We start from the raw sequence: 21,996 nt of genomic DNA on the forward strand, positions 1-21,996 counted from the left end.
CAGGATACTATAATCTTAAAATGTTCTTAACATTGAGGTAACATTTAATCATAACCATAAATTAAATTATGAAACTTACTAATAATTGTCATTTTAATGATATTTTAAAAAAAACGCTATTTTTAGTTTTTATTTGTTTTTCATTCACGATTCAAGGGCAAACAAAAATAATAAAAGGAAAAGTTACATCTGTAGAAGGTGATCCTTTACCTGGAGCCTTTATACTTCAAAAAGGAACAAAGAATGGAACATCAACAGATTTTGATGGGAATTATGAGCTAAAAATACTTGATGATCAAAGTAAAATTTTAGTGTTCTCTTATTTAGGGTATCAAAATTTAGAAAAACCAATTGGAACAGCTACAACCCTAGATGCAAAATTATCTCAAGAGTCTGAGTCACTTGAGGAAATTGTAATTGTTGGGTATGGAGAAAAAAAGAGAAAAGATGTTACTGGAGCAATTAGCTCTATAAGCGCAAAAGATTTAGAAGACCAAGTTTACACGAATATTAGTGAAACTTTGCAAGGCCAAGCTTCTGGAGTCTTAGTTAATTCTGATTCTGGTGAGCCTGGTGCAGGAGTTTCAATCCAAATTAGAGGTATAAATAGTCTTTCAGGAAGCACACAGCCACTTTACGTTTTAAATGGTATTCCTTTAGAAACTGGAACGCAAGCAGAAGGAGATGCTTTTTTTACAGCAACAAATCCTTTGGCTGATTTAAACCCAGATGATATACAAAGTATAGAAGTTTTAAAAGATGCATCTGCAACTGCAATTTACGGAGCTAGAGCAGGTAATGGTGTTGTATTAATTACCACTAAAGAAGCGAAAGCTGGGAAAGTGAAAATTAATACCAGTGTAAGATCTTCTATTTCTGACATTGGAGTTCCATACAGATTAATGGTAGGAGGACAATATGCACAATTTAGAAATGATATTGTTACATTACAAAATCCACAAACGTCTTTCGATGATTTACTTGCACAAAATAGAATTCCCTTTGATGGCTTAAATGAACGACGACCACTTCCTGAAAATGCAGAAGATGGTACAGATTTTATGGATGCAATTTTTAGACAAGCTATTATTAAAAATGCTAATTTAACTGTATCTGGTGGTGATGAAAACTTATCTCAATTATTATCTTTAAACTACAATGAAAATGAAGGTAATATTATAAATTCTAATTTTCAAAGAGCAAATTTAAGGTATAATTCAAAAATGAAAATTGGCAAAAAATTTAATTTAACCTCAAATATTCAATTAAATTACACGAGAAATCAAAGAGTACAAACAAGTGCAAGAACAGGTTTGTCTGGTGTTGTTTTTTCTGCCATGAGAATTAATCCTTTTATTCCTTTATTAGATCCAGACACAGGAGACTTTAACCAGATAGGTGTTAATGGAGAAATAATTACAAACCCAGCAATTGAGGCAACAGAATCTGATAACGTACAAAAATCTAGAAGATTAATTTTCTCAACAAGTGGTGTTTATGATATTACACCTGAGTTAAAGTGGACAAATAGAATAGGGTATGATTATGGAATAAATACCAATCAAGTTTTTAATAACAAAAAGACAGTGGTAGGAGCGAACTCTAGTGGGCGTTTATTTTTAGCTGAAGCAGAAACGAATAGGTTTACAGCAGAATCCTTTTTGAATTTTAATAAAAGGTTTAATAAACATAAAATAAATGCAACTGTTGGTGCAAGTTATACAGATATCAATGCTTTTAGAAAAAGAGAATTATACACGGATTTTACTTTTGATGATTTAGGAATTGATGCACTACAATTAGCCAGCACAGCTCAAAACTTCTCCACAGTAAGAACTAATAACTATTTTCAATCTTTATTATATAGACTAAACTATACTTTTGATGATAAATATACCTTAACCACTACAGGAAGATATGATGGAGATTCTAAATTTAGCCAAGGACAACCTTGGGGGTTCTTTCCATCTGCAGCAATTGCTTGGGATTTACATAAAGAAAAATTTATAAGAGACGTAAGAGAAATTTCTTTACTTAAACTTAAAGTTTCTTATGGTCAAGTAGGTAGTTCTAGAGGTGTTGGTCCTTATTCTACTTTAGATCTTTATAATATTGGTAATATTGGTTTAACAGATAATAATTTATACACTGCAACTTTTCCTGCTAGAATCGTAAATCAAGATTTAAGTTGGGAAACAAGCACAACTTTAAATATTGCAGTGAATGCCAATTTTTTTAGAAACAGACTTAGAACAGAAATAGGGGTTTATGAAAGAGTTACAGACAACCTTTTAAACAATTTACAAATTCCTTTACAAAATGGTTTTGGAAGCATTCCTATTAACGATGGTACACTAAACAATAGAGGTTTAGAAATAGACATTGCTTATGATATATTTAAGAATGAAAACTTTTCTTGGACATCCAAATTAAATTGGACTAGAAACATAACTAAATTGGTGGATTATGGTGCAAATGAGTTTGTAAATGGTCCTGGAATAGCAGCTAATTTTTTTCAAATTAATGCGACAAGAAGTTTTCCAGGAGAAGAGTTAGGGTTGTTTTTTGGTTATAAAGTAATAGGTTTAATTCAACCAGAAGATTTGGTAGATTATGCGAATGGTAACTTTAATATTAGAACAGTTCCTGGAGTAGATGAAAATGGTAATCCAACGCAAGAACAACTATTTGCTTCTACTGTAAGAAACAACAATACAACTGGTAATCCTGGAGCAAATTCTCCTGGTTTATGGAAGTTTGAGGATATTAATGGAGATGGAATCATAAATCAAGAAGATAGACAAACTATTGGAAATCCAAATCCAGATTTTTTCTTTGGATGGAATAATCAATTTAGAATAGGAAACTTTAACATAGCTGCTTTTATACAAGGTTCTATAGGTAATGATATTATGAATTTAAACCGAGCTTTTATTGGTTCTGGTTGGCAAGGTGCAAATGGTACCCAAGATTATTATAATAACAGATGGACAGTTACAAACCAACATAATGATGTGCGATACCCAAGTTTTAATGGGCCTACAGGTGTTACAGTACCAAACTCTGTTTTTATAGAAGATGGTTCTTATGTAAGGCTAAAAAACCTAAGTGTACGTTATAATTTTAAAAATGTAAAATTCTTTTCGAATGTTGGTGTTGTATTTACAGGAACCAATTTAGTTACTATAACAAATTATACAGGACCAGACCCAGAAGTTAGTACAAATGGTAATGGTGCTTTAAATAGAGGAATTGATTATTCAGCTTATCCAAGACCTAAATTATATACGTTAGGTTTAAATTTAGAATTTTAAAAAATGAACATCATGAAATTTAAAAAAATATTAATTCTAGGAATATTATTAACAGGATTTATTTCTTGTGATCAAGAATTAGAAGAAGAGGTATTCTCTTCTTACAGTGCAGGAAATTTCTTTGAAAACGAAGAGCAACTTCAAGCTCAGAATATTGGAATTTATGAAGCTTTTAATCACGTAGTTTGGGAACAAGATATGTACTTTTTAGTAAGTATGACAAGTAGATATGCAACTAGTCGAGTACCTAGTTTTGCTTGGCATGCAGCATACCAAACTGCAGATAGGCAGCCTTTTAGATACGAAAGAATATGGAGAGTAGGCTACCAAGCAATAGCAAGAGCTAATACCATTATTAAATATGCACCTCTTTCTGATTTCTCTCAAGAAAACCCAGATATAGCAAACTTTTATATAGCAGAAGCAAGATGGATGAGAGCGTATACCTATTTTCAATTAACGCAACTTTTTGGTGAGTTACCTTTGTATTCTGAGCCAGTAGAGTCTTCAGATCCAGAAATATTGTTTAAAGCAAGAAGTTCTGTACAAGATATATATGATTTAATTATAGCAGATTTAGAGTTTGCAAAAGATAATTTACCTGTAACTTGGAACAGAACAGGAACAGGAAGAGTAACAGCAGCTGGTGGTGCTTTTCTGTTAGGAAAAGTATATTTAACATCTGCAGGTTCTCCTCTACAAAACACAGCAAATTATCAAAAAGCAATTGAGGTTTTAAAACCTTTAGCAGATAACCCAGATGCTTATGATGTAGAATTACTTTCAGATTGGAAAAGTGTTTTTGATATTAATAATGAAGGAAATAAAGAAATTATTTTTGCTCATGGAAATATCTATGAAAATTTAAAGGGTTCTGTTTTACCTTTTTGGACAAATCCACAATTTAGTCCTTTTGGAGGTATACAATCTGTAAACGGAAGTGGTTATCAAATTGCATGGCATCCAGCTTTATTAGATTTATATGAGGCAAATGATACTCGACTTGCGGATGGTTTTACCTATTCTTACACAAGAATAAATAACAATGCAACTGTAACCTATAGAAGAAATCCCTTAAACGTTGCTGGTTTGGTTTATGGAGGTAGAAACGGAATTTCTGGAACAAAATACCAAGATCCTGGAGCTATAGGAAATGTAATACACTCGAAAGATCATATTGTTTATAGGTATGTAGATGCTTTTTTAATGTTGGCAGAAGCTTATAATGAAAATGGAAATCCTGCAGCTGCTTTGCCTTATCTAAAAATAGCTAGAGATAGAGTAAATGCAAGTGATATTACAACTTCAGATCAAGATGCATTAAGAGTAGTAATTAGAAATGAAAGGATTAGAGAACTTTATGCAGAAATGGGCGAATTATTTGATGTAAGAAGATGGAACATTGCAGAAGAAGAATATAATAATCACTTGTTAAGACAATGGAGAAATCCAAATCAAGGTTGGGATGAAAGAAATAAATTAAGTCCAATACCATTTATTGAGTTAGGTAAAAATCCTAATTTAACACAAAATCCTGGATGGTAAAATAATGATGAAAATATACAAATGAGGCTGTCTAAAAAGTAAATTTATTGATTTAATAATTTTTAGACAGCCTCATTTTAGTTTCACTTAAATAAGATTATAAATGAAAAAACTTGCTTTTTATACACTTGTTATTTTTTTAATAATTTCTTGTAAAACAAAAAATATAGAAACTGTTAATACCACTACAAATAAAGAAAAGCTTCCAAACTTAGTTATTGTTCTTTCAGATCAACACTCTGCAGATATGGTTGGTGCTTATGGTAATAAACAGTTAATTACACCTAACCTAGATCAACTTGCAGCAGATGGTATGCTTTTAGAAAACGCATTTTCTAGTCAACCAGTTTGTACCCCTTTTAGAGGAATGTTAATGAGTGGAATGCATCCTCTCAAAAATGGAGCTTTTGTAAATGATGTTCCACTTTTGCCAAATAAAACAAAATTAATGGCAGAAATTTTAAAAGAAAAAGGGTATCAAACTGCTTATTTTGGGAAGTGGCATTTGTTAGGAGGAAATAGAGATAGAGGAATTCCAAAAGAATTAACCTATGGATTTGATAAGGTATTAACCAATAATTGTCACGTAGATTTTAGACCGGGAAAAGCTTTTTTCTGGAATGAAAAAGGCGAAAAAGAATTTTTTAATGAATGGGAACCTTATGCTCAAACCAATCAAGCAATAGATTATTTAAAAAGTATAGATATTTCAAAACCATTTGCAATTGTTGTTTCCTTACACCCACCTCATGATTGGGGAAAATTCAAAGGTGTAGATGGTAAAATGCACTATAGATATGATACTTTAGATGAATTAATGGCACTTTACAAAAGAGAAGAAATTGAATTAAGACCAGGTTTAGAAGATACTCCAGATAGAAGAAGAATGTATCATGGACACATGGCTCAAATTACTGGTATAGATATTGCTCTAGGTAAATTAACAGATCAATTAAAAGAAATGGATGTAGTAGATAATACGTTAGTTGCTTTTACTGCAGATCATGGAGATATGTTAGAATCTCATAATGCAATTTTACCAAAACAATACCCTCATGATTATTCTAATAAAATTCCCTTTATTATTAAATATCCTAAAAAAATAAAAGCAGGTTTAAAAACGAAAACAATGCTGGCTACTATGGATATTTTACCAACAATTTTAGGGTATATGGATATTGATGCAAACGTAAACTTCGACGGAAAAAATTTATCATCAGCAATAGTAAATAATAAATTAGATGAAGACGATTACGTGCCTATTTGGAACTATAGAATTGGTAGAGCAAGAAACTCTAATTGGAGAGGTGTAGAAACAGATCATTATACTTTTTCTATGTCTAATGAATCTAAAGACCCAATTATTAACGTTTTGTTTGATAGAAAAAAAGATCCTCATCAATTAAATAATTTATATAACAATCCTGCTTATGCAACTATTCAAAAAAAATTAGAAGGTTTTACAAAGGAATGGATGCAAGAATATAGTGATGAATTTTATGGGGCAAAAGAATTTAATGCTGTACAACCAAAAAGCAAGTGGACATATAATTATAAATATTCCCCAGCAGAATTACTTAAAAAATAAAAATTTAACAAAAAACAGTGTTTATTTTGAAAACAAAAAAATCATTTTTTAGAGCGATAAATTTTAAACAAATCCTTTTTTTTATTTTTTTACTAGTTAGCGTAAGCACTTCTTTCGCACAAAAAAAAATTGAAATTAAAGGTGTAGTTATTGATGAATTTGAAAACCCAATACCTTATGCAGCTGTTGGTATACCATCTAAACAAATAGGTACTTCTACAAATGATGATGGAGTTTTTTCTTTTCAAATAGCGCCAGAAAATTTAGCTGATATTCTAGAAATTTCAACAATAGGTTTTAAAACTTATAAAATTAAATTTCAGGAATATTTAGATAAAAAAATAGAAAAAATTATTTTAATTGAAGATGTAGTAACTCTTGCTGCAATTACATTAGAAAAAATTGATGACATTGTAAAAAAAGCACTTAAAAAAGTAAAGAAAAATACTTTAAGTGATAAGCATCAGTTAAATATGGTTTACAGAAGATCTTCTGTAGAAAATAATCAAACACGTTTTATGGTAGAGCATTATTTAAATGTATTAGATTATGGTCCGTCAGACAATCGTTTTGATGAAATTGGATTAGCCGAAGTTAGAAAATCTGCAGATTATAGATTTGCATTTAAAAAACAACCTGTGCATGCAATTCACATTATGGGACAAATCAACCCTTTAAGACAACGTATTTATGAATCTGATTATAATTGGGTAAGAGATGGAGATACTTCTTACGATGGTGAAGATGTTATAATTGTTAAAGGAACAAAAAAAGACCAAAAAGTAAATAAAGAAAACAATTGGATTAAGTTTTATGTAGGTATGGACACCTATAGTATTTACAAAATTGATGTTTCAAGACATGCGAACGAGTTTTCTAACTTAAAAGCTTTTTATATCTATAAAAAAGATAGTAATGGTAAACTAGTTTTAAGTTATCATAATAGAGAAGCGAAATTTAGAACTCCAGTAAGCGCACAAAAACAAAAACTTTTAAAATTAAAAAGCAGAAACGTTCAAAGCTCTTATAGACATGAAGCTATAGTTTTAAGTATTGAAACAGATAAGAAAAAATTTGATGTTAAAAATACTATTTACGATAGAAAAGATATTGGTGACTATGAGGCAAAATATAATGCTATATTTTGGCAGAATATAGCATTACCTCCAGAAACAAAGTTTTATAAAAAGAGTGTAAAAGAGTTAGAATCTATTTACGGGGTTTCTTTAGAAGAGCAATTTAAATTAGTAAATAAAGAATAAATCATGAAAAAAATACGCTTAATTTTATTACTAATTTTTGCGGTTCATATTTCAAATGCACAACAAAAGAAACCAAACGTAGTTTTTATTTTAGCTGATGATTTAGGTTGGAGTGATGTTACGCTTTATGGAAAAACAAAACTTTACGAAACACCAAATTTAGAGCGTTTAGCAGCAAGAGGAATTACGTATACAAGGGCTTACGCAGCTAGTCCACTTTGTTCACCAACTAGAGCTAGTATTTTAACTGGGCAAACACCAGCAAGAACAGGAATTACTGCACCAACAGCACACTTGGGTATGGTGAAATTAAAAGCCTCTTTAAACCAGGGAACAGGACCAGCAAATAAATCTGTTATTTTAGAATCTGTTACAAGGTTAAACAACACCTTACCAACTTTGGGAAAACAATTTAAAAAGGCAGGCTACCAAACAGCACATTTTGGAAAATGGCATTTAGGTGCAGATCCATATTCGCCATTGCAACATGGCTTTAATGTTGATATTCCACATTGGCCAGGCCCAGGTCCAGCAGGAACTTTTGTAGCTCCTTGGCGTTTTAAAGATTTTAAAGAAAATTATACAAAAGAACACATAGAGGATAGAATGGCTGATGAAGCTGTTTCTTGGTTGCGTAATGTTGATAAAACAAAACCTTTTTTTATGAATTACTGGCAGTTTTCTGTTCATGCACCTTTTGATGCTAAAGAAACTTTAAAAAAATACTACAGAACCAAAGTAGACTTATCTGATGCACAACATTCTGCAACCTATGCTGCAATGGTTCATTCCATGGATGATGCAATTGGACGCCTTTTAGATGAATTAGATAGGTTAGGTTTAACAGAGAATACAATTATTGTTTTTACAAGTGATAATGGAGGAAATATGTATAATGGAGTTACAGATATTTTACCAAATGGCGAAAAATACATGGCACCACCAACTAGCAACAGACCTTTAAGAGGTGGAAAAGCAACCATGTTTGAAGGTGGTGTTAGAGTGCCAACCATAATTTCGTACCCTGGAGTTACAAAAGCAGGCGCAATTAATGATGCTCTAGTACAATCTACGGATTTTTACCCAACTTTATTAAATTTAGCTGGTTTAGAGTTCCCAGAAAATCATCCTTTAGATGGTATTGATATTATAGAAACTCTTAAAGGAAATGATATAAAAAGAGATGGAATTTTCACCTATTTCCCCCATCAACCTGGAGTTCCAGATTGGTTACCAACCTCTATTTCTGTCCATGCTGATGATTGGAAATTGATTCGTTTGTTTCATCAAGGAAAAGATTTTAAGCACGATTATTTGTTGTACAATTTAAAATGGGATATTAGTGAACATAATAATTTGGCTAAAACATATCCTGAAAAAGTAGCTGAATTAGACAACCTAATTCAAAAACATATAGAAGATACCAAAGCAATTGTACCAATTCCTAACAAAAATTTTGATTCTACAAAATACAAACCAGAAAATATTGGGAAACAACCAGGTGGTTTAAAAGGTAAAAAATTGGAGATAAACTAGGTTTAAAATACTAATTTATGCACAAATTATTCTACAAATATTTTATATTTTTTTTGATTTTTGCTTCTACTTCTAATTCAATTTGTGCACAGTATAGAATTGGACAATCAGTAGGAATTAGTGGTAAATTAGAAAATTCAATAAAAAATAAAACTTTAGTTTTTTATGCTGTAAACGATATTTATGGTGGGGATAAAATAATTCGAAGATTAAAAAAAGAAGGAGGAGTATCTGTAATTTCAGCAAATAAGCTATTTTTCCCAAAGGGAAATGAAGGAGATTATATATGGTCTAATAGCGAAATTAAGCAATACCTAATTGATAACAATATTGAGACAATTTTATTGATTAAAATGAACAGTGATCTTAAATATAATCCTTTTAAACCAAAAACATTTTTTGATAGTCTGACAGATAGTTTTAAGTATAATAAAAAATCTATAAAAGTTTTTAAATATTCTACATTACTATTTGAAATTTATAATTCTGATGATAATTATTGTAAACCAGTTGCTTCGCTAAATACACGAATTAAAAAAACCAGTTTAAATGAAAACGATTTTAAAAAAAGAAAAACAAAAAAAAGCATGAAAAAAAATAGAAAAATCATTTTTCAAAAATCAAAGTTTGTATTTGAATTGATGAAAGAATTCAAAGCTTTTGATTAGTAAAGTTATTTTGTATTTAAATTATTTAGGATTTAGTTCTACTACCAAATCCCTAAAAGAAATATCTCTAACCTCATTTTCAGGATTATAATCAGGATTTTTTGTTGGCCAATAACGTTTATCAACATTTTGTTCTAACCAAGAAATTAAATCATTAAAAAGTGCATCTCCTTTTTCTTTTTGAGTGGTATATAAATCGTTTCTTTCAAAAGGGTCTTTTTCGATATCATACAAATGCAAACGTCCATACCAATCAAAAATTAGTTTAAAATCGCCTTTTCTAATGGCAGAATGTGGCGTTAGTGCCAAGTTATCATAAGGACTTTTGTAAATTACATTAAAAGGATAATGCCAATAACGAGTATCTTTAGTATATGTTTTTTGTTCATTTTTTGTATCAGTTAGTAAACCAATAATACTTTCACCATCTAAATTATTTTCAACAATAATTTCTTTTGCATTATAACCTGCAGCTTCTAAAATTGTTGGAAAAATATCTGTACAATCCACAGGAACATCTACCCATTTTCCTTGCTCAATTTTACCTTTCCATCTAAAAACCAATGGAACACGAATTCCACCTTCTGTCAAACACGCTTTTCCACCTAAAAAAGGATTGTTTTCTGTTCCATTTCCATCAGGAGTAATTTCTGCATCAATACCTCCATTATCAGACATAAAAACAACGAGCGTATTTTCTTCAATGTTTAATTCTTTTAGTTTGTCTAAAATTAGTCCAACAGATCTATCCATACTTTTAATCATAGAAGCATAAATGGCATTATCTTGTCCGTTAAAACCTTTTGTTTTTTTGGCGTTAAAATAATCGATTTCTTCTTTTTTACCTTGATATGGTGTGTGCACTGCAAAATGAGAAAAGTATAAAAAGAAAGGTTTTTCTTTATCTTTTGCTTTTTCATCAATATACTTTAATGCTTGTTTTGTTAAATCATCAGTTAAGTATTTTTCGCCAGTTTCAGCTCCTGCATTTCCTATTTCCCATTCATCTTGTGGCATTTTTGGGAAACGTTCTTTTGTTTTTTGATTCCATCCATTTCTCCAATTAAAATAAGCAGATCCTCCACCATCAAAATAGGCTAATGTTTCAAAACCATTGTCTTGTGGCTGAAACCCTTTTGCTCCAAAACCTCCAATATGCCATTTTCCAATAAATCCATTATTGTAGTCTGTCATTGCTTCTGCAATAGACAATTCGTCTAAATTGGTTTGTATATTTTTTCCAGTTGGAACCCCAGAATTTGAAGTTCCATTTACCAAAGCTTGTTCAATTAAAATATTGTCTTTGTGTTCTAAAACATCGTTTGCATAGTAACCTTTAGGCACTACTATATTCTGATTATAATACGTATTTCTATGAGGCATTGCTGTTGTAAAACCCAATCTAGAAGCATATTTACCAGTTAAAATGCTAGCTCTTGTTGGGGAACATAATTGGTTTGCATAGGCTTGTGAAAAAGAAATACCTTCATTCATTAATTTATTGATGTTTGGTGTTTCGTAAAAAGTACTATCCATTGAAGTATTTAAAAATTTTGCGGCATATTTCTGTGAATCTACAATACCATAATCATCAGCAAGTATAAAAATTATGTTTGGTTTTGTTTGTTTTTTCTTTTGACAAGAAATTAAAAATAAAATGGATAAAAATAAGACTGAGTATTTTTTCATGATGATACAACTTGTACATTTAATTTATAAATCTAATAATAGAGAAACTACAAACTATCCTGTTGTTTAGGGTTATTAAAGCAATAATTTAATATTTACAAGATAGTACAGGATACAAAATAGTACATATTCTAGTTAATTTGGCATACTTGTTATTCTAATTAAAAATAACAATTAATACTTATTAATAATTTTATTTAACAATTATGAAGAAAAAAATACTATTTATGATGGCATTAGCACTGAGTATTCAGTTTGTGAGTGCTCAAGCAATTACTTCCGGAGATATTTTATTGTACCTTGATTTTGAAGGAAATTTCACAGATGATACAGGTAACTTTTCATTTGCAAGAAAAACATCTGGAAATGCGAGCGGAGCAGGTGGGAATGATATTACATATAGCAGTGATGGTAATATATTTGGACAATATGGTGTTTTTGATGATACTGTGTATGAAAGTGCAAACGGAATTTATAATACTTCAAATAGTTCTACGATTGCTGTTTGGGTAAGAGTTGATGATGCAGAAAATATCGTAGGTGCTAGTATAAGTCATGTAATTGACATGGCTAATGGACCAGATGCAGGCACTACTGCAGATGATGGAACTGCACAATTAAGATTTAGATCTTCGGGTGGCTCTGGAGATAATAACTTCGCTTCTGCTACAACTGGAGCTGAAATTTTTTCTAATGAAACAGCTACGAAAGAAGTATGGTATCATATAGCTCTTGTACATGACGCAGTAAATGAAACGCAAACTTTTTACATTAATGGAGAAGTGGATAGTGTCTATGATTATAGTGCAGTAGCAACTAAACCAAGAAATGTTAGTACAGAAATAATTATTGGTGCTAATAAGGTTGGTAATACTGGTCAAGCAATTAAGGGAGATATAGATGATTTATTAATTACTTCAGAAATTCTTTCTGCTACTCAGGTAAAATCTATCATGGAGTTTGGGGTAGAGGCATCTAAAACAGGTGTAACCAGTGTTTGGACAGGAAATGGGGATACAAATACAGCTTTTAATACCGCAAATAATTGGGAGCCATTAGGAGTACCTGCTGTTACTGGTAACATAAAAATACCAACAGGTTTAACGAATTACCCAGTAGCATCTAGTAATGTTAATGTTGCTAATATTTTAGTAGAGAAAAATGCATCTTTTAACGCGGGTAGTAACACTATAACTGCTAATTCTTCAAAAGTTTTTGGTGGTGGAAGTTTAATTGCTAATAGCGTTTCAGGTACTTTTACCTATAATGTTTTAACAGCAATAGATAATAGTGCTGCACCCCAAATAGCTAATCCAGAAGGAGGAGGAAATATTTTTAATCCAGCTGTTTGGAATTTAATGTCCTCTCCTGTTGTTGGTGAAACATATGATAATGATTGGATATTATACAACTTTATAGGAACTGGTACTGGAGCAAATAGAGCTATAGCTTCTTACAACAATACAAGTGGTAATTGGGATTATTTCCAGGCGAGCGATACTCCAGAGACCTTCAGCCAAGGTGTTGGGTTTTCAACCAGAAAAAAAACTGTAGATTATCAAAGTAAAGACGAGGAAGTTTATGAGTTTGTAGGAACTTTTCCAGGTTCAGATGTTATACTATCAATAATTCAAGGTGCAGATACTAATTGGAATTTAGTCGGTAATCCTTTTCCATCTTATATTAGAGTTTCAGAATTATTGGCAGCTACTAATGGTGGAGGAACAAATGCAGATAATCTTACAGGAGCTAGTCAAACTGTTTATGTTTGGAATGGTACTGTTTATACTAGCTTAGCTACAACAGATTATATACAACCAGGTCAAGGCTTCTTTGTAGAGGCAGCAAATTCTACAGCAAGTAATTTTTCTATACCAGAATCTTTACAGAGTCATCAAACTGGCGTTACGTTTTATAAAAATGCAGATCCAAAAGTTACGCTTTCTATATCTGAAGGAGATAGAATAAGAAATGCTTTTGTAAGTTATGCACCTAATAGAACTTTAGGTTTAGACGCAGGAAATGATATTGGCATGTTTACAGGAGTGGGCTCTAGCTTTTCAGTATATACTCATTTGGTAGCAGATGATAAAGGAATTGCTTTTGAAAGACAAGCATTACCAAATTCGGATTTCGAAAGTATGATTATTCCTGTTGGTGTACTTGCAAGTGCAGGAAAAGAAATTTCTTTTTCTATAGATGCTCAAAATTTACCAAGTGGTATTAATACCTATTTAGAAGATAAAGTTGCAAAAACTTTTACGCTTTTAGAAAATGGCTCAAACCATACTGTAACCTTAAATGAAAAACAAGAAGGTATTGGAAGGTTTTACTTACATACACGTTCTGCTGCTTTAAGTACAGATACTGTTTTATTAGATGCTGTAAGAATTTTTAATACAAATAATTCAACTGTAAGAATTTCAGGTTTAAATAATGGTGAAGCTAATTTTACAATGTTTAATATTTTAGGAAAACAAGTGTTAAATACTTCTTTTATGGCTAATGGCAACAAAGATATTTCTTTACCAAATTTAGCAACTGGAATCTATTTAATTAAATTAGAAACCGAACAAGGAAACATCAGCAAAAAAATAATTTTAGAATAATAACGAGAAAAATCCACATATCATGAAAAACGACACTACAAACCAACCAGAAATTTCTCGTAAAGATGCTATTAAAAAAATAGGAAATTACGGTAAATATGCAGCATTAACTGCATTAGGTACTTATATGATTTTAAATCCACAAAAAGCACAAGCATCAAGTGCACCTGCAGATCCAGGGACAGGATTCTAAAATAAAAAATTCATATTTAAAATGCCTTGAAAAACTTTCAAGGCATTTTTTTTACTTTTAAATACAGTCTTAATGAAAACCATATTTCGTATTTTTTTATTCCTTTTTGTTTTGAATTCCTTTGGTCAAAAAAAACCAAATATCATTGTAATTTTTACTGATGATCATGGGTATGCAGATATTGGTGCAAATGGTTTTGCTGATGATGTAAAAACGCCAAATATAGATTTATTGGCAAAAAACGGAGTACGTTTTACGGCTGGTTATATTACAGCTCCACAATGTATTCCGTCAAGAGCAGGACTTTTAACTGGAAGGTATCAACAAAGATTTGGTTTAGATCAAAATGGAACAATTCCTTTGCCTTTAGATGAAGTTTTAATTCCACAAAGGTTAAAAAAAGCAGGATACACAACAGGTATGGCTGGTAAGTGGCATTTAGATCCTAACCCAGGTGCTTTAGAATGGGTGAAAGAAAATATACCAAATACTGACGTAAAAGATCGAAAAAACATAAAAATTCCTACAAAATTAAGAGAACCTTATACAAGTGATAACCGAGGTTTTGATTTTGTTTTTGAAGGATATTTAAACACATATAGAAGTAATTTTGATTTATATGATGGAAAAAAAACACCACCAAAAACAGTAAAAGAAAAAGGATATCGTTTGGATATTCAAACACAGGCTGCTATTACTTTTATCAAACAAAATAAGGAAAACCCTTTCTTTTTTTATCTTTCTTATTTTGCACCTCATGTTCCTTTAGAAGCTACTAAAAAATACTTAAATCGATTTCCTAAAAAAATGCCAGAAAGAAGAAGACATGCTTTAGCAATGCTAGCCTCAATTGATGATGGAGTAGGAAACATAAAACAAACTTTAAAAGATTTAAATATGGAAGAAAACACACTAATCTTTTTTATTAGTGATAATGGAGCTCCTTTAAAAATTAATAAAGAAGATAAACCAATATCTTTTAAAGGCGGTGCTTGGGATGGTTCTTTAAATACGCCTTTTGTTGGCGAAAAAGGTATGCTTTCTGAAGGAGGAATTAGAGTGCCATTTATTATGAATTGGCCAGCAGTTTTGCCAAAAGGTAAAGTTTACAATAAGCCCGTAATTTCTTTAGATGTTGCAGCAACAACAATTGCAATTGCAGATTTAAAAGAAAGTAAAGAATTAGATGGTGTAAATTTAATTCCTTTTTTAATAGATGATAAAAAAGGTGAACCCCATCAAAGTTTATTCTGGAGATTTTGGTCTCAATCAGCTATTAGAGAAGGCAATTATAAATATCTAAAATTTGGAGAAAGAGAGTTTTTATTTGATGTTACTACATTAGAGCATGAAAATGTAAATCTTATAAAAAAACATCCAAATTTAGCAAAAGATTTGAAAGCAAGATTAGTAAAATGGTCTAATACTTTAAAAAATAAAGGAATAGATTTAGCAACTAAAGAAAGTGAAAAAGTATGGTTTACTCATTATTTTCCAACAGAATAAGGAGTTTACAAAGATTTCCTGTCAATAAAATTAAATGGAACTTTAAATTTACCTTTTTTCTGTTCTAAAATCATTTTAGCAGCAGTTTCCCCCATAATATTAAAATCTGTAGAAACTACAGTAATACCTAATAATTCTTTTAAAGGTGTGTCATTATAAGATATAATTCCTACATCTTTACCTAATTTAAAGTTTTCTTCTCTAGTTCTTTTTACCAAACTTACTAAATCCGATTCCTGTATGGTTATAAATAAGTCTCCTTTTCTAATAACCATATCTTCATACACTTCTTCTAAATATTCAAAATCGATAGAGCGTTCAAAACAAAATTTTCTAAAACCATGTAAAATCCTTTTTGGATAAGGATAAACTGTTTTTGTAGGATAAAACAACGTTAGATTTTTATATTTCTTCATTTTAGAGTATGCTTTGTTTAAAGCATTATAAATGTCGTTTTCAAAATCTTGAAAAATCTCAATGGAACCACCTTCAATTCCTTCTTTAAAATTATCTAAAATAACCAATTTCTCTTTTGGTATTTCTTTTAAAGCTTTTATTACTTTGTCAGTATAACTTACATGAGCAAGTTCTTCCGTTTTAAAATGTGGCATAATTACAAAATAATCATAAGCAGCTTTATTTTTGGAAATCAAATTTAAAAAAACAGTTTCATCACAATGATAAATATGTAAATCAGTATGAGAATTAGGCCCAATATTATCAATAAAAGAATTATAAACTTTTAATTTGTAGGAACTTAACTTGTTTATTAAAAATAAAATATTTGCTTTAGATATTAATTTTGTTCTAGTAATATAATATCCTTTACCTCTTACAGATGTAATTATATTACGTTTTTTTAAAATATTATAGGCTTTTTCTACAGTATCTCTAGATAAATAATATTCCTCGCTAAAACTATTTATAGAGGGTATTCTTTGATCTATAACCAAGTTACCATTGGAAATGTTTTGAATAATAGCGTTTACGATTTGTTGATATTTAGGAACTCTTGAGTTTTCATCAATCGTTATAAAGTCAAACATAAATAAAATTTAGTTTAGATAAATAAAGAACTAAAGTAGCTGAATTTATAGAAACTAACAAATGTAAATCAACTTCATTCTATATATAATTCATAAATATTTTTTAACCATTATAGTACAGGATACAAAAAAAGTCTTGTAGTTTTAAATTCGCTCTATAATACTTTAATAAACCTTATGGAAACTAATACAAAAACATTTAAGTACGTAGATTATTTATGGGATCAACAAAAAGCAGATGCTTTAGCAGATGATCAAGTAGCCCTATTTTTATATCGTTCAAATATTTTAGGAGCAGACTTAAGAATCACAAATTATGGTGGTGGAAACACAAGTTGTAAAACCATCGAAAAAGATCCTTTAACGAATGAAGAAGTTGAGGTAATGTGGGTAAAAGGTTCTGGAGGAGATATTGGAACACTAAACAGAGCAGGAATTGCAGGTTTGTATACCAGTAGATTGCGTGATTTAAAAAATGTTTATGGAGGTTTAGAGGATGAGGACAGAATGGTTGGTTTGTTTAATCACTGTATTTATGATTTAGATAGCAAAGCTCCTTCTATAGACACTCCTTTACATGGCTTATTACCCTTTGCACATATAGATCATTTACATCCAGATGCTTTAATAGCTGTTGCTGCTGCTGAAAATAGTGAGCAAGTTACCAAAGAAATTTGGGGAGATACAATGGGTTGGGTGCCTTGGAAAAAACCAGGTTTTGAATTGGGTTTAATGCTAGAAAAATGTTTAGCAGACAATCCAGGAATTAGAGGAATTGTTTTAGGTTCTCATGGTTTATTTACTTGGGGAGATACTTCTTACGAATCGTATATGAATAGTTTAGAAGTTATTGAAATGGCTTCTGAATTTATTGAAAAGAAAATAAAAGAAAATGGTGAGGTTTTTGGCGGACAAAAAGTTGAAAGTTTACCAGCAAACGAGCGTCAGGAAAAAGCTGCACAAATAATGCCTTTGTTAAGAGGCTTGTGTTCTTCAGAAAACGGAATGATTGGTCATTTTTCTGATACGGATGTTGTTTTAGAATTTATCAATAGTAATGATTTAGAGCGTTTAGCGCCAATGGGTACTTCATGTCCAGATCATTTTTTAAGAACCAAAATTCAACCTTTAGTTTTATCTTTAGATAAAAACGAAGATTTAAGTGATACAGATGCAATTCTTGCAAAATTAGAACCAGCCTTTGAAGCTTACAGACAAGAATATATAGATTATTATAATAAGTGCAAAAACGATAGCAGCCCTGCAATTAGAGATGCAAATCCTGTAATTATTATTTACCCAGGAATTGGGATGTTTAGTTTTGCAAAAAACAAACAAACAACAAGAGTTGCAAACGAATTCTATACAAACGCAATTAATGTAATGAGAGGTGCAGAAGCAATTACTGCTTACACATCTTTACCAAGACAAGAAGCTTTTGATATTGAATATTGGTTATTGGAAGAGGCAAAATTACAACGTATGCCAAAAGAACAACCATTATCAAGAAAAGTAGCATTTGTTACTGGAGCTGGTGGTGGAATTGGTAAAGCAATTGCAGATAAATTAGCTGCTGAAGGTGCAAATGTTGTTTTAACAGATATTAATGAAGAAAGTTTAAAAGAAGCGCATGAAACTTATAAACGAGATGTTTCTACCTATGCAATTTGTGATGTAACAAGTACAGAATCTATCTCATCTGCTTACAAAAAGGCTTGTGTAGAATTTGGAGGAGTAGATATTGTTGTGCACAGTGCAGGTTTAGCAATTTCTAAAGCTTTAGAGGATACAACCGATAAAGATTGGAATATTTTACAAAGCATTTTAGTAAAAGGTCAGTTTGATTTGGCAAAACAAGCTGCAGCAATTATGCGTAAGCAAGGTTTAGGAGGTAATTATATTTCTATAGCAAGTAAAAACGGCTTGGTTGCTGGACCTAACAATGTTGCATACGGAACAGCAAAAGCTGCTCAACAACATATGGTTCGTTTATTAGCAGCGGAATTAGGGAAAGATAAAATTCGAGTAAATACCGTAAACCCTGATGGAGTTATTGTAGGAAGTAAAATTTGGGAAGGAGCTTGGGCAGAAGGCAGAGCAAAAGCAAATGGAATTACTGTTGCAGAATTACCAGCATTTTATGCAAAAAGAAACTTGTTAAACGAAATTATTAGACCAGAAGATATTGCAAACGGAGTATTCTCTTTAGTTGGTATTTTAGACAAATCTACAGGAAACATTATAAATGTTGACGGTGGAATGGCTAATGCTTTCGTTAGATAATTTTCTTAATTAAATAATATTATTTTTGAAAACTTCCATAAATTATATTCCCCCAAATTTTTATGGAAGTTTTTATTTAAAACTAAATTTTAATGAAATTAACAAAACAACATATAGAAGACGATAATAAAAAAAGTATTTCTTCTCATCATAATAGTTATAACTTTTTGGCAGACTCATTAACTTCTAAAGGTCACAATGTAAATAATATTTTATCAAAATTATCAGAATTTCAAGTTGCAGTGCCAAGTTGGGCTTTAGGTGCTGGAGGTACACGTTTTGGTCGTTTTTCATTTTATGGAGAACCATCAACTTTAGAAGAAAAGATAGATGATGTAGGTATTTTACATGCTTTAACACAAACTGCTGGTGCTGTTTCATTGCATATTCCTTGGGATATTCCAACTGATTACGCTGCGATTAAAGAAAAGGCAAAGGCTTTACATATCAAATTCGATTCTGTAAATTCTAATACATTTCAAGATCAAAAAAATGCAAAAGAAAGTTATAAGTTTGGCTCTTTAAGTAACACAAGTCAGGCAGTTAGAGACCAAGCAATTCAGCATAATTTAGATGTTATCAATATTGGAGATAAATTAGGTTCTAAAAGTTTAACGGTTTGGTTGGCAGATGGTTCTTCTTTTCCTGGACAAAATAATTTTCAAACTGCTTTTCAAAACACACAAAATAGCTTAATTGATATTTATGCAGGTTTGCCAGAAGATTGGAAATTGTTAATCGAATACAAACCTTATGAACCCAACTTTTATTCAACTGTAATACAGGATTGGGGAGCTTCTTTAATGTTGGCAAATGGTTGTGGAGAAAAAGCATTTACTTTGGTAGATTTAGGACACCATTTACCAAACTCTAATATCGAACAAATTGTTTCTATTTTAATGCTGAAAGGTAAATTAGGCGGATTTCATTTTAATGATAGTAAATATGGTGATGACGATTTAACTGTTGGAAGTATCAAACCTTATGCTTTATTCTTAATTTTTAACGAATTGGTTTACGGAATGCAAAACAATCCTCAAAACCCAGACTTGGCTTGGATGATTGATGCCAGTCATAATATAAAAGATCCTTTAGAAGATTTATTACAATCTTTAGAAGCTATTCAAGAGGCATACGCAAAAGCTTTATTGATAGATCAAAAAAAGCTAAAAACGGCTCAATTAGAAAACGACGTTACTAAATGTCAAGAAATTTTACAAGATGCATTCAGAACAGATGTTAGACCACTTTTATCAGCAGCAAGATTACTAACTGGGGGTGCAATTAATCCGATTCAAAGCTATAGAAATTTAGCGGTAAGAGATGGTTTAATTAAGGAAAGAGGAAAGCATACAGTAGCAACTGGATTATAAAAATTTACGCATGGCACAAAAAGTAACAGCAGTTTTTGACATCGGAAAAACAAATAAAAAGTTTTTTCTGTTTGATAAAAACTATAAAGAAGTTTATAGAGAATATGCCTCTTTTGATTTAATTGAAGACGAAGATGGTCATCCAACAGAAAATTTAGAGGCTTTACAAGTTTGGCTAAAAGAAATATTTTATCGTGTTTTAAAAAATGAAGAGTTTTCTATTAAAGCAATAAATTTTTCTACGTATGGAGCAAGTTTTGTGCATTTAGATGAAGAAGGAAATCCATTAACACCTCTTTATAATTACACCAAAGAAATTAATGAAGATTTAGTTGATGGTTTTTATGAAAAATATGGTCCAGAGTTAGAATTAACAAGAACTACAGGTTCTCCAAAATCTGGGTTGTTAAATTCAGGAATGCAATTGTATTGGATCAAACATACAAAGCCAGAAATATTTAAAAAGATAAAATATTCGTTGCATTTGCCACAATATTTAAGCTTTGTTTTTACAGGAATTCCTATTAGCGAATATACAAGTATTGGTTGCCACACTTCCTTATGGAATTATGAAACCAAAGATTATCAAGCTTGGGTTTATAGAGAAGGAATTCATAAGGTTTTACCTCCAATAGTTTCTACAGAAACAAGCATCAATATGAATTATAATGGTACAAGAATTAAAGTTGGTGTTGGTATTCATGATAGTTCCTCAGCACTTTTACCTTATGTAAGAAGTGTAAAAAAACCATTTGTATTGGTTTCTACAGGTACTTGGTCTATTGCTTTAAATCCGTTTTCAGATGTTCCTTTAACCACAGAAGAAACAGAAGCAGGTTGTATAAATTATATGAGAATTAATGGAAAACCTGTTAAATCTTCAAGATTATTTTTGGGTAATGAGTATAAACTTCAAGTAGAAGAATTATCAAGAAAGTTTAATGTTGATAAAGACTATCATAAAACTATAGAATTTGATTATGAAGTATATTTTGAAATTATAAAAGAGTTTCAATATTGTTTTACATGGAAATCTTTTTCAGATAAAAATATGCCTAAAAAAACAAGTTATTCTTACCATACTTTTGAGCATGCTTATCACCAATTAATGATAGAATTGGTACAACTTCAAGTACAAGGGATCAAGAAAATTGCAGATACTCAAGAAATAGATCGTTTGTATGTTGATGGTGGTTTCACGGATAATGATTTATATATCAAACTATTATCTTACTATTTAAGAGGTATGAAATTAAGAACTACAAAAGCTTCTTTAGGCTCTGCCTTAGGTGCAGCTATCGCTATTTCAGACTCAAAATTAAATTCAAAATTTTTAAAGAAGAATTATGCTTTAAAAAAGCACGTTCCTTTTATTGCTATTTAA

At 30.7% G+C, this 21,996-nt stretch carries 14 protein-coding genes; 12 read left to right on the plus strand and 2 right to left on the minus strand.

Features of this window, described 5'->3' with window-relative positions; translation table 11 throughout:
• Nucleotides 1-68 precede the first annotated feature (68 nt).
• The 6 genes from P161_RS0112550 (at nucleotide 69) to P161_RS0112575 (ending at nucleotide 9,913) form a co-directional block, all read left to right on the plus strand.
• On the plus strand, nucleotides 69-3,314 hold the full coding sequence (locus P161_RS0112550; protein WP_026777299.1) for a TonB-dependent receptor: 3,246 nt from the start codon (nucleotides 69-71) through the stop codon (nucleotides 3,312-3,314).
• Nucleotides 3,315-3,326: 12 nt separating this feature from the next.
• On the plus strand, nucleotides 3,327-4,859 hold the full coding sequence (locus P161_RS0112555; RefSeq protein WP_026777300.1) for a RagB/SusD family nutrient uptake outer membrane protein: 1,533 nt from the start codon (nucleotides 3,327-3,329) through the stop codon (nucleotides 4,857-4,859).
• 103 nt (nucleotides 4,860-4,962) lie between these two features.
• Nucleotides 4,963-6,447: a sulfatase gene (locus tag P161_RS0112560; RefSeq protein ID WP_081817035.1), complete on the plus strand. Its 1,485-nt coding sequence runs from the start codon at nucleotides 4,963-4,965 to the stop codon at nucleotides 6,445-6,447.
• 26 nt (nucleotides 6,448-6,473) lie between these two features.
• Complete coding sequence (locus P161_RS0112565; protein ID WP_026777302.1) at nucleotides 6,474-7,709, plus strand: carboxypeptidase-like regulatory domain-containing protein; 1,236 nt, start codon at nucleotides 6,474-6,476, stop codon at nucleotides 7,707-7,709.
• 3 nt (nucleotides 7,710-7,712) lie between these two features.
• Entirely contained in the window at nucleotides 7,713-9,245 is a 1,533-nt protein-coding gene (locus tag P161_RS18580; RefSeq protein ID WP_051605745.1) for a sulfatase, read from the plus strand.
• A gap of 17 nt (nucleotides 9,246-9,262) precedes the next feature.
• The gene (locus P161_RS0112575; protein ID WP_155810462.1) at nucleotides 9,263-9,913 is read left to right on the plus strand and encodes a hypothetical protein; all 651 of its coding nucleotides are present in this window, start codon (nucleotides 9,263-9,265) and stop codon (nucleotides 9,911-9,913) included.
• Nucleotides 9,914-9,934: 21 nt separating this feature from the next.
• Here P161_RS0112575 and P161_RS18585 read toward each other — a convergent pair whose 3' ends face one another.
• Nucleotides 9,935-11,602, minus strand: coding sequence for a sulfatase (locus P161_RS18585; protein WP_051605746.1), 1,668 nt, complete (start codon nucleotides 11,600-11,602; stop codon nucleotides 9,935-9,937).
• A 206-nt stretch (nucleotides 11,603-11,808) separates the two neighbouring features.
• Here P161_RS18585 and P161_RS0112585 point away from each other — a divergent pair, with 206 nt between their 5' ends.
• The 3 genes from P161_RS0112585 to P161_RS0112595 all read left to right on the plus strand — a co-directional run bounded on the left by P161_RS0112585 (nucleotide 11,809) and on the right by P161_RS0112595 (nucleotide 15,910).
• On the plus strand, nucleotides 11,809-14,211 hold the full coding sequence (locus P161_RS0112585; protein ID WP_081817037.1) for a T9SS type A sorting domain-containing protein: 2,403 nt from the start codon (nucleotides 11,809-11,811) through the stop codon (nucleotides 14,209-14,211).
• Between the two features lie 22 nt (nucleotides 14,212-14,233).
• Nucleotides 14,234-14,404, plus strand: a complete 171-nt coding sequence (locus tag P161_RS19770; protein ID WP_197026350.1) for a hypothetical protein — start codon at nucleotides 14,234-14,236, stop codon at nucleotides 14,402-14,404.
• Nucleotides 14,405-14,476: 72 nt separating this feature from the next.
• Complete coding sequence (locus P161_RS0112595; RefSeq protein WP_026777305.1) at nucleotides 14,477-15,910, plus strand: sulfatase; 1,434 nt, start codon at nucleotides 14,477-14,479, stop codon at nucleotides 15,908-15,910.
• Nucleotides 15,911-15,915: 5 nt separating this feature from the next.
• On the opposite strand, the gene P161_RS0112600 is transcribed toward P161_RS0112595, so the two are convergent.
• Nucleotides 15,916-16,956, minus strand: a complete 1,041-nt coding sequence (locus tag P161_RS0112600; protein WP_026777306.1) for a GntR family transcriptional regulator — start codon at nucleotides 16,954-16,956, stop codon at nucleotides 15,916-15,918.
• Nucleotides 16,957-17,133: 177 nt separating this feature from the next.
• Here P161_RS0112600 and P161_RS0112605 point away from each other — a divergent pair, with 177 nt between their 5' ends.
• From P161_RS0112605 to P161_RS0112615, 3 genes are all read left to right on the plus strand, one after another.
• Nucleotides 17,134-19,239, plus strand: coding sequence for a bifunctional rhamnulose-1-phosphate aldolase/short-chain dehydrogenase (locus P161_RS0112605; RefSeq protein ID WP_026777307.1), 2,106 nt, complete (start codon nucleotides 17,134-17,136; stop codon nucleotides 19,237-19,239).
• A 92-nt stretch (nucleotides 19,240-19,331) separates the two neighbouring features.
• On the plus strand, nucleotides 19,332-20,612 hold the full coding sequence (locus P161_RS0112610; protein WP_026777308.1) for a sugar isomerase: 1,281 nt from the start codon (nucleotides 19,332-19,334) through the stop codon (nucleotides 20,610-20,612).
• Between the two features lie 10 nt (nucleotides 20,613-20,622).
• Nucleotides 20,623-21,996: an FGGY-family carbohydrate kinase gene (locus P161_RS0112615; protein WP_026777309.1), complete on the plus strand. Its 1,374-nt coding sequence runs from the start codon at nucleotides 20,623-20,625 to the stop codon at nucleotides 21,994-21,996.

It is taken from the genome of Polaribacter sp. Hel_I_88, assembly GCF_000687935.1.
GTDB lineage: Bacteria > Bacteroidota > Bacteroidia > Flavobacteriales > Flavobacteriaceae > Polaribacter.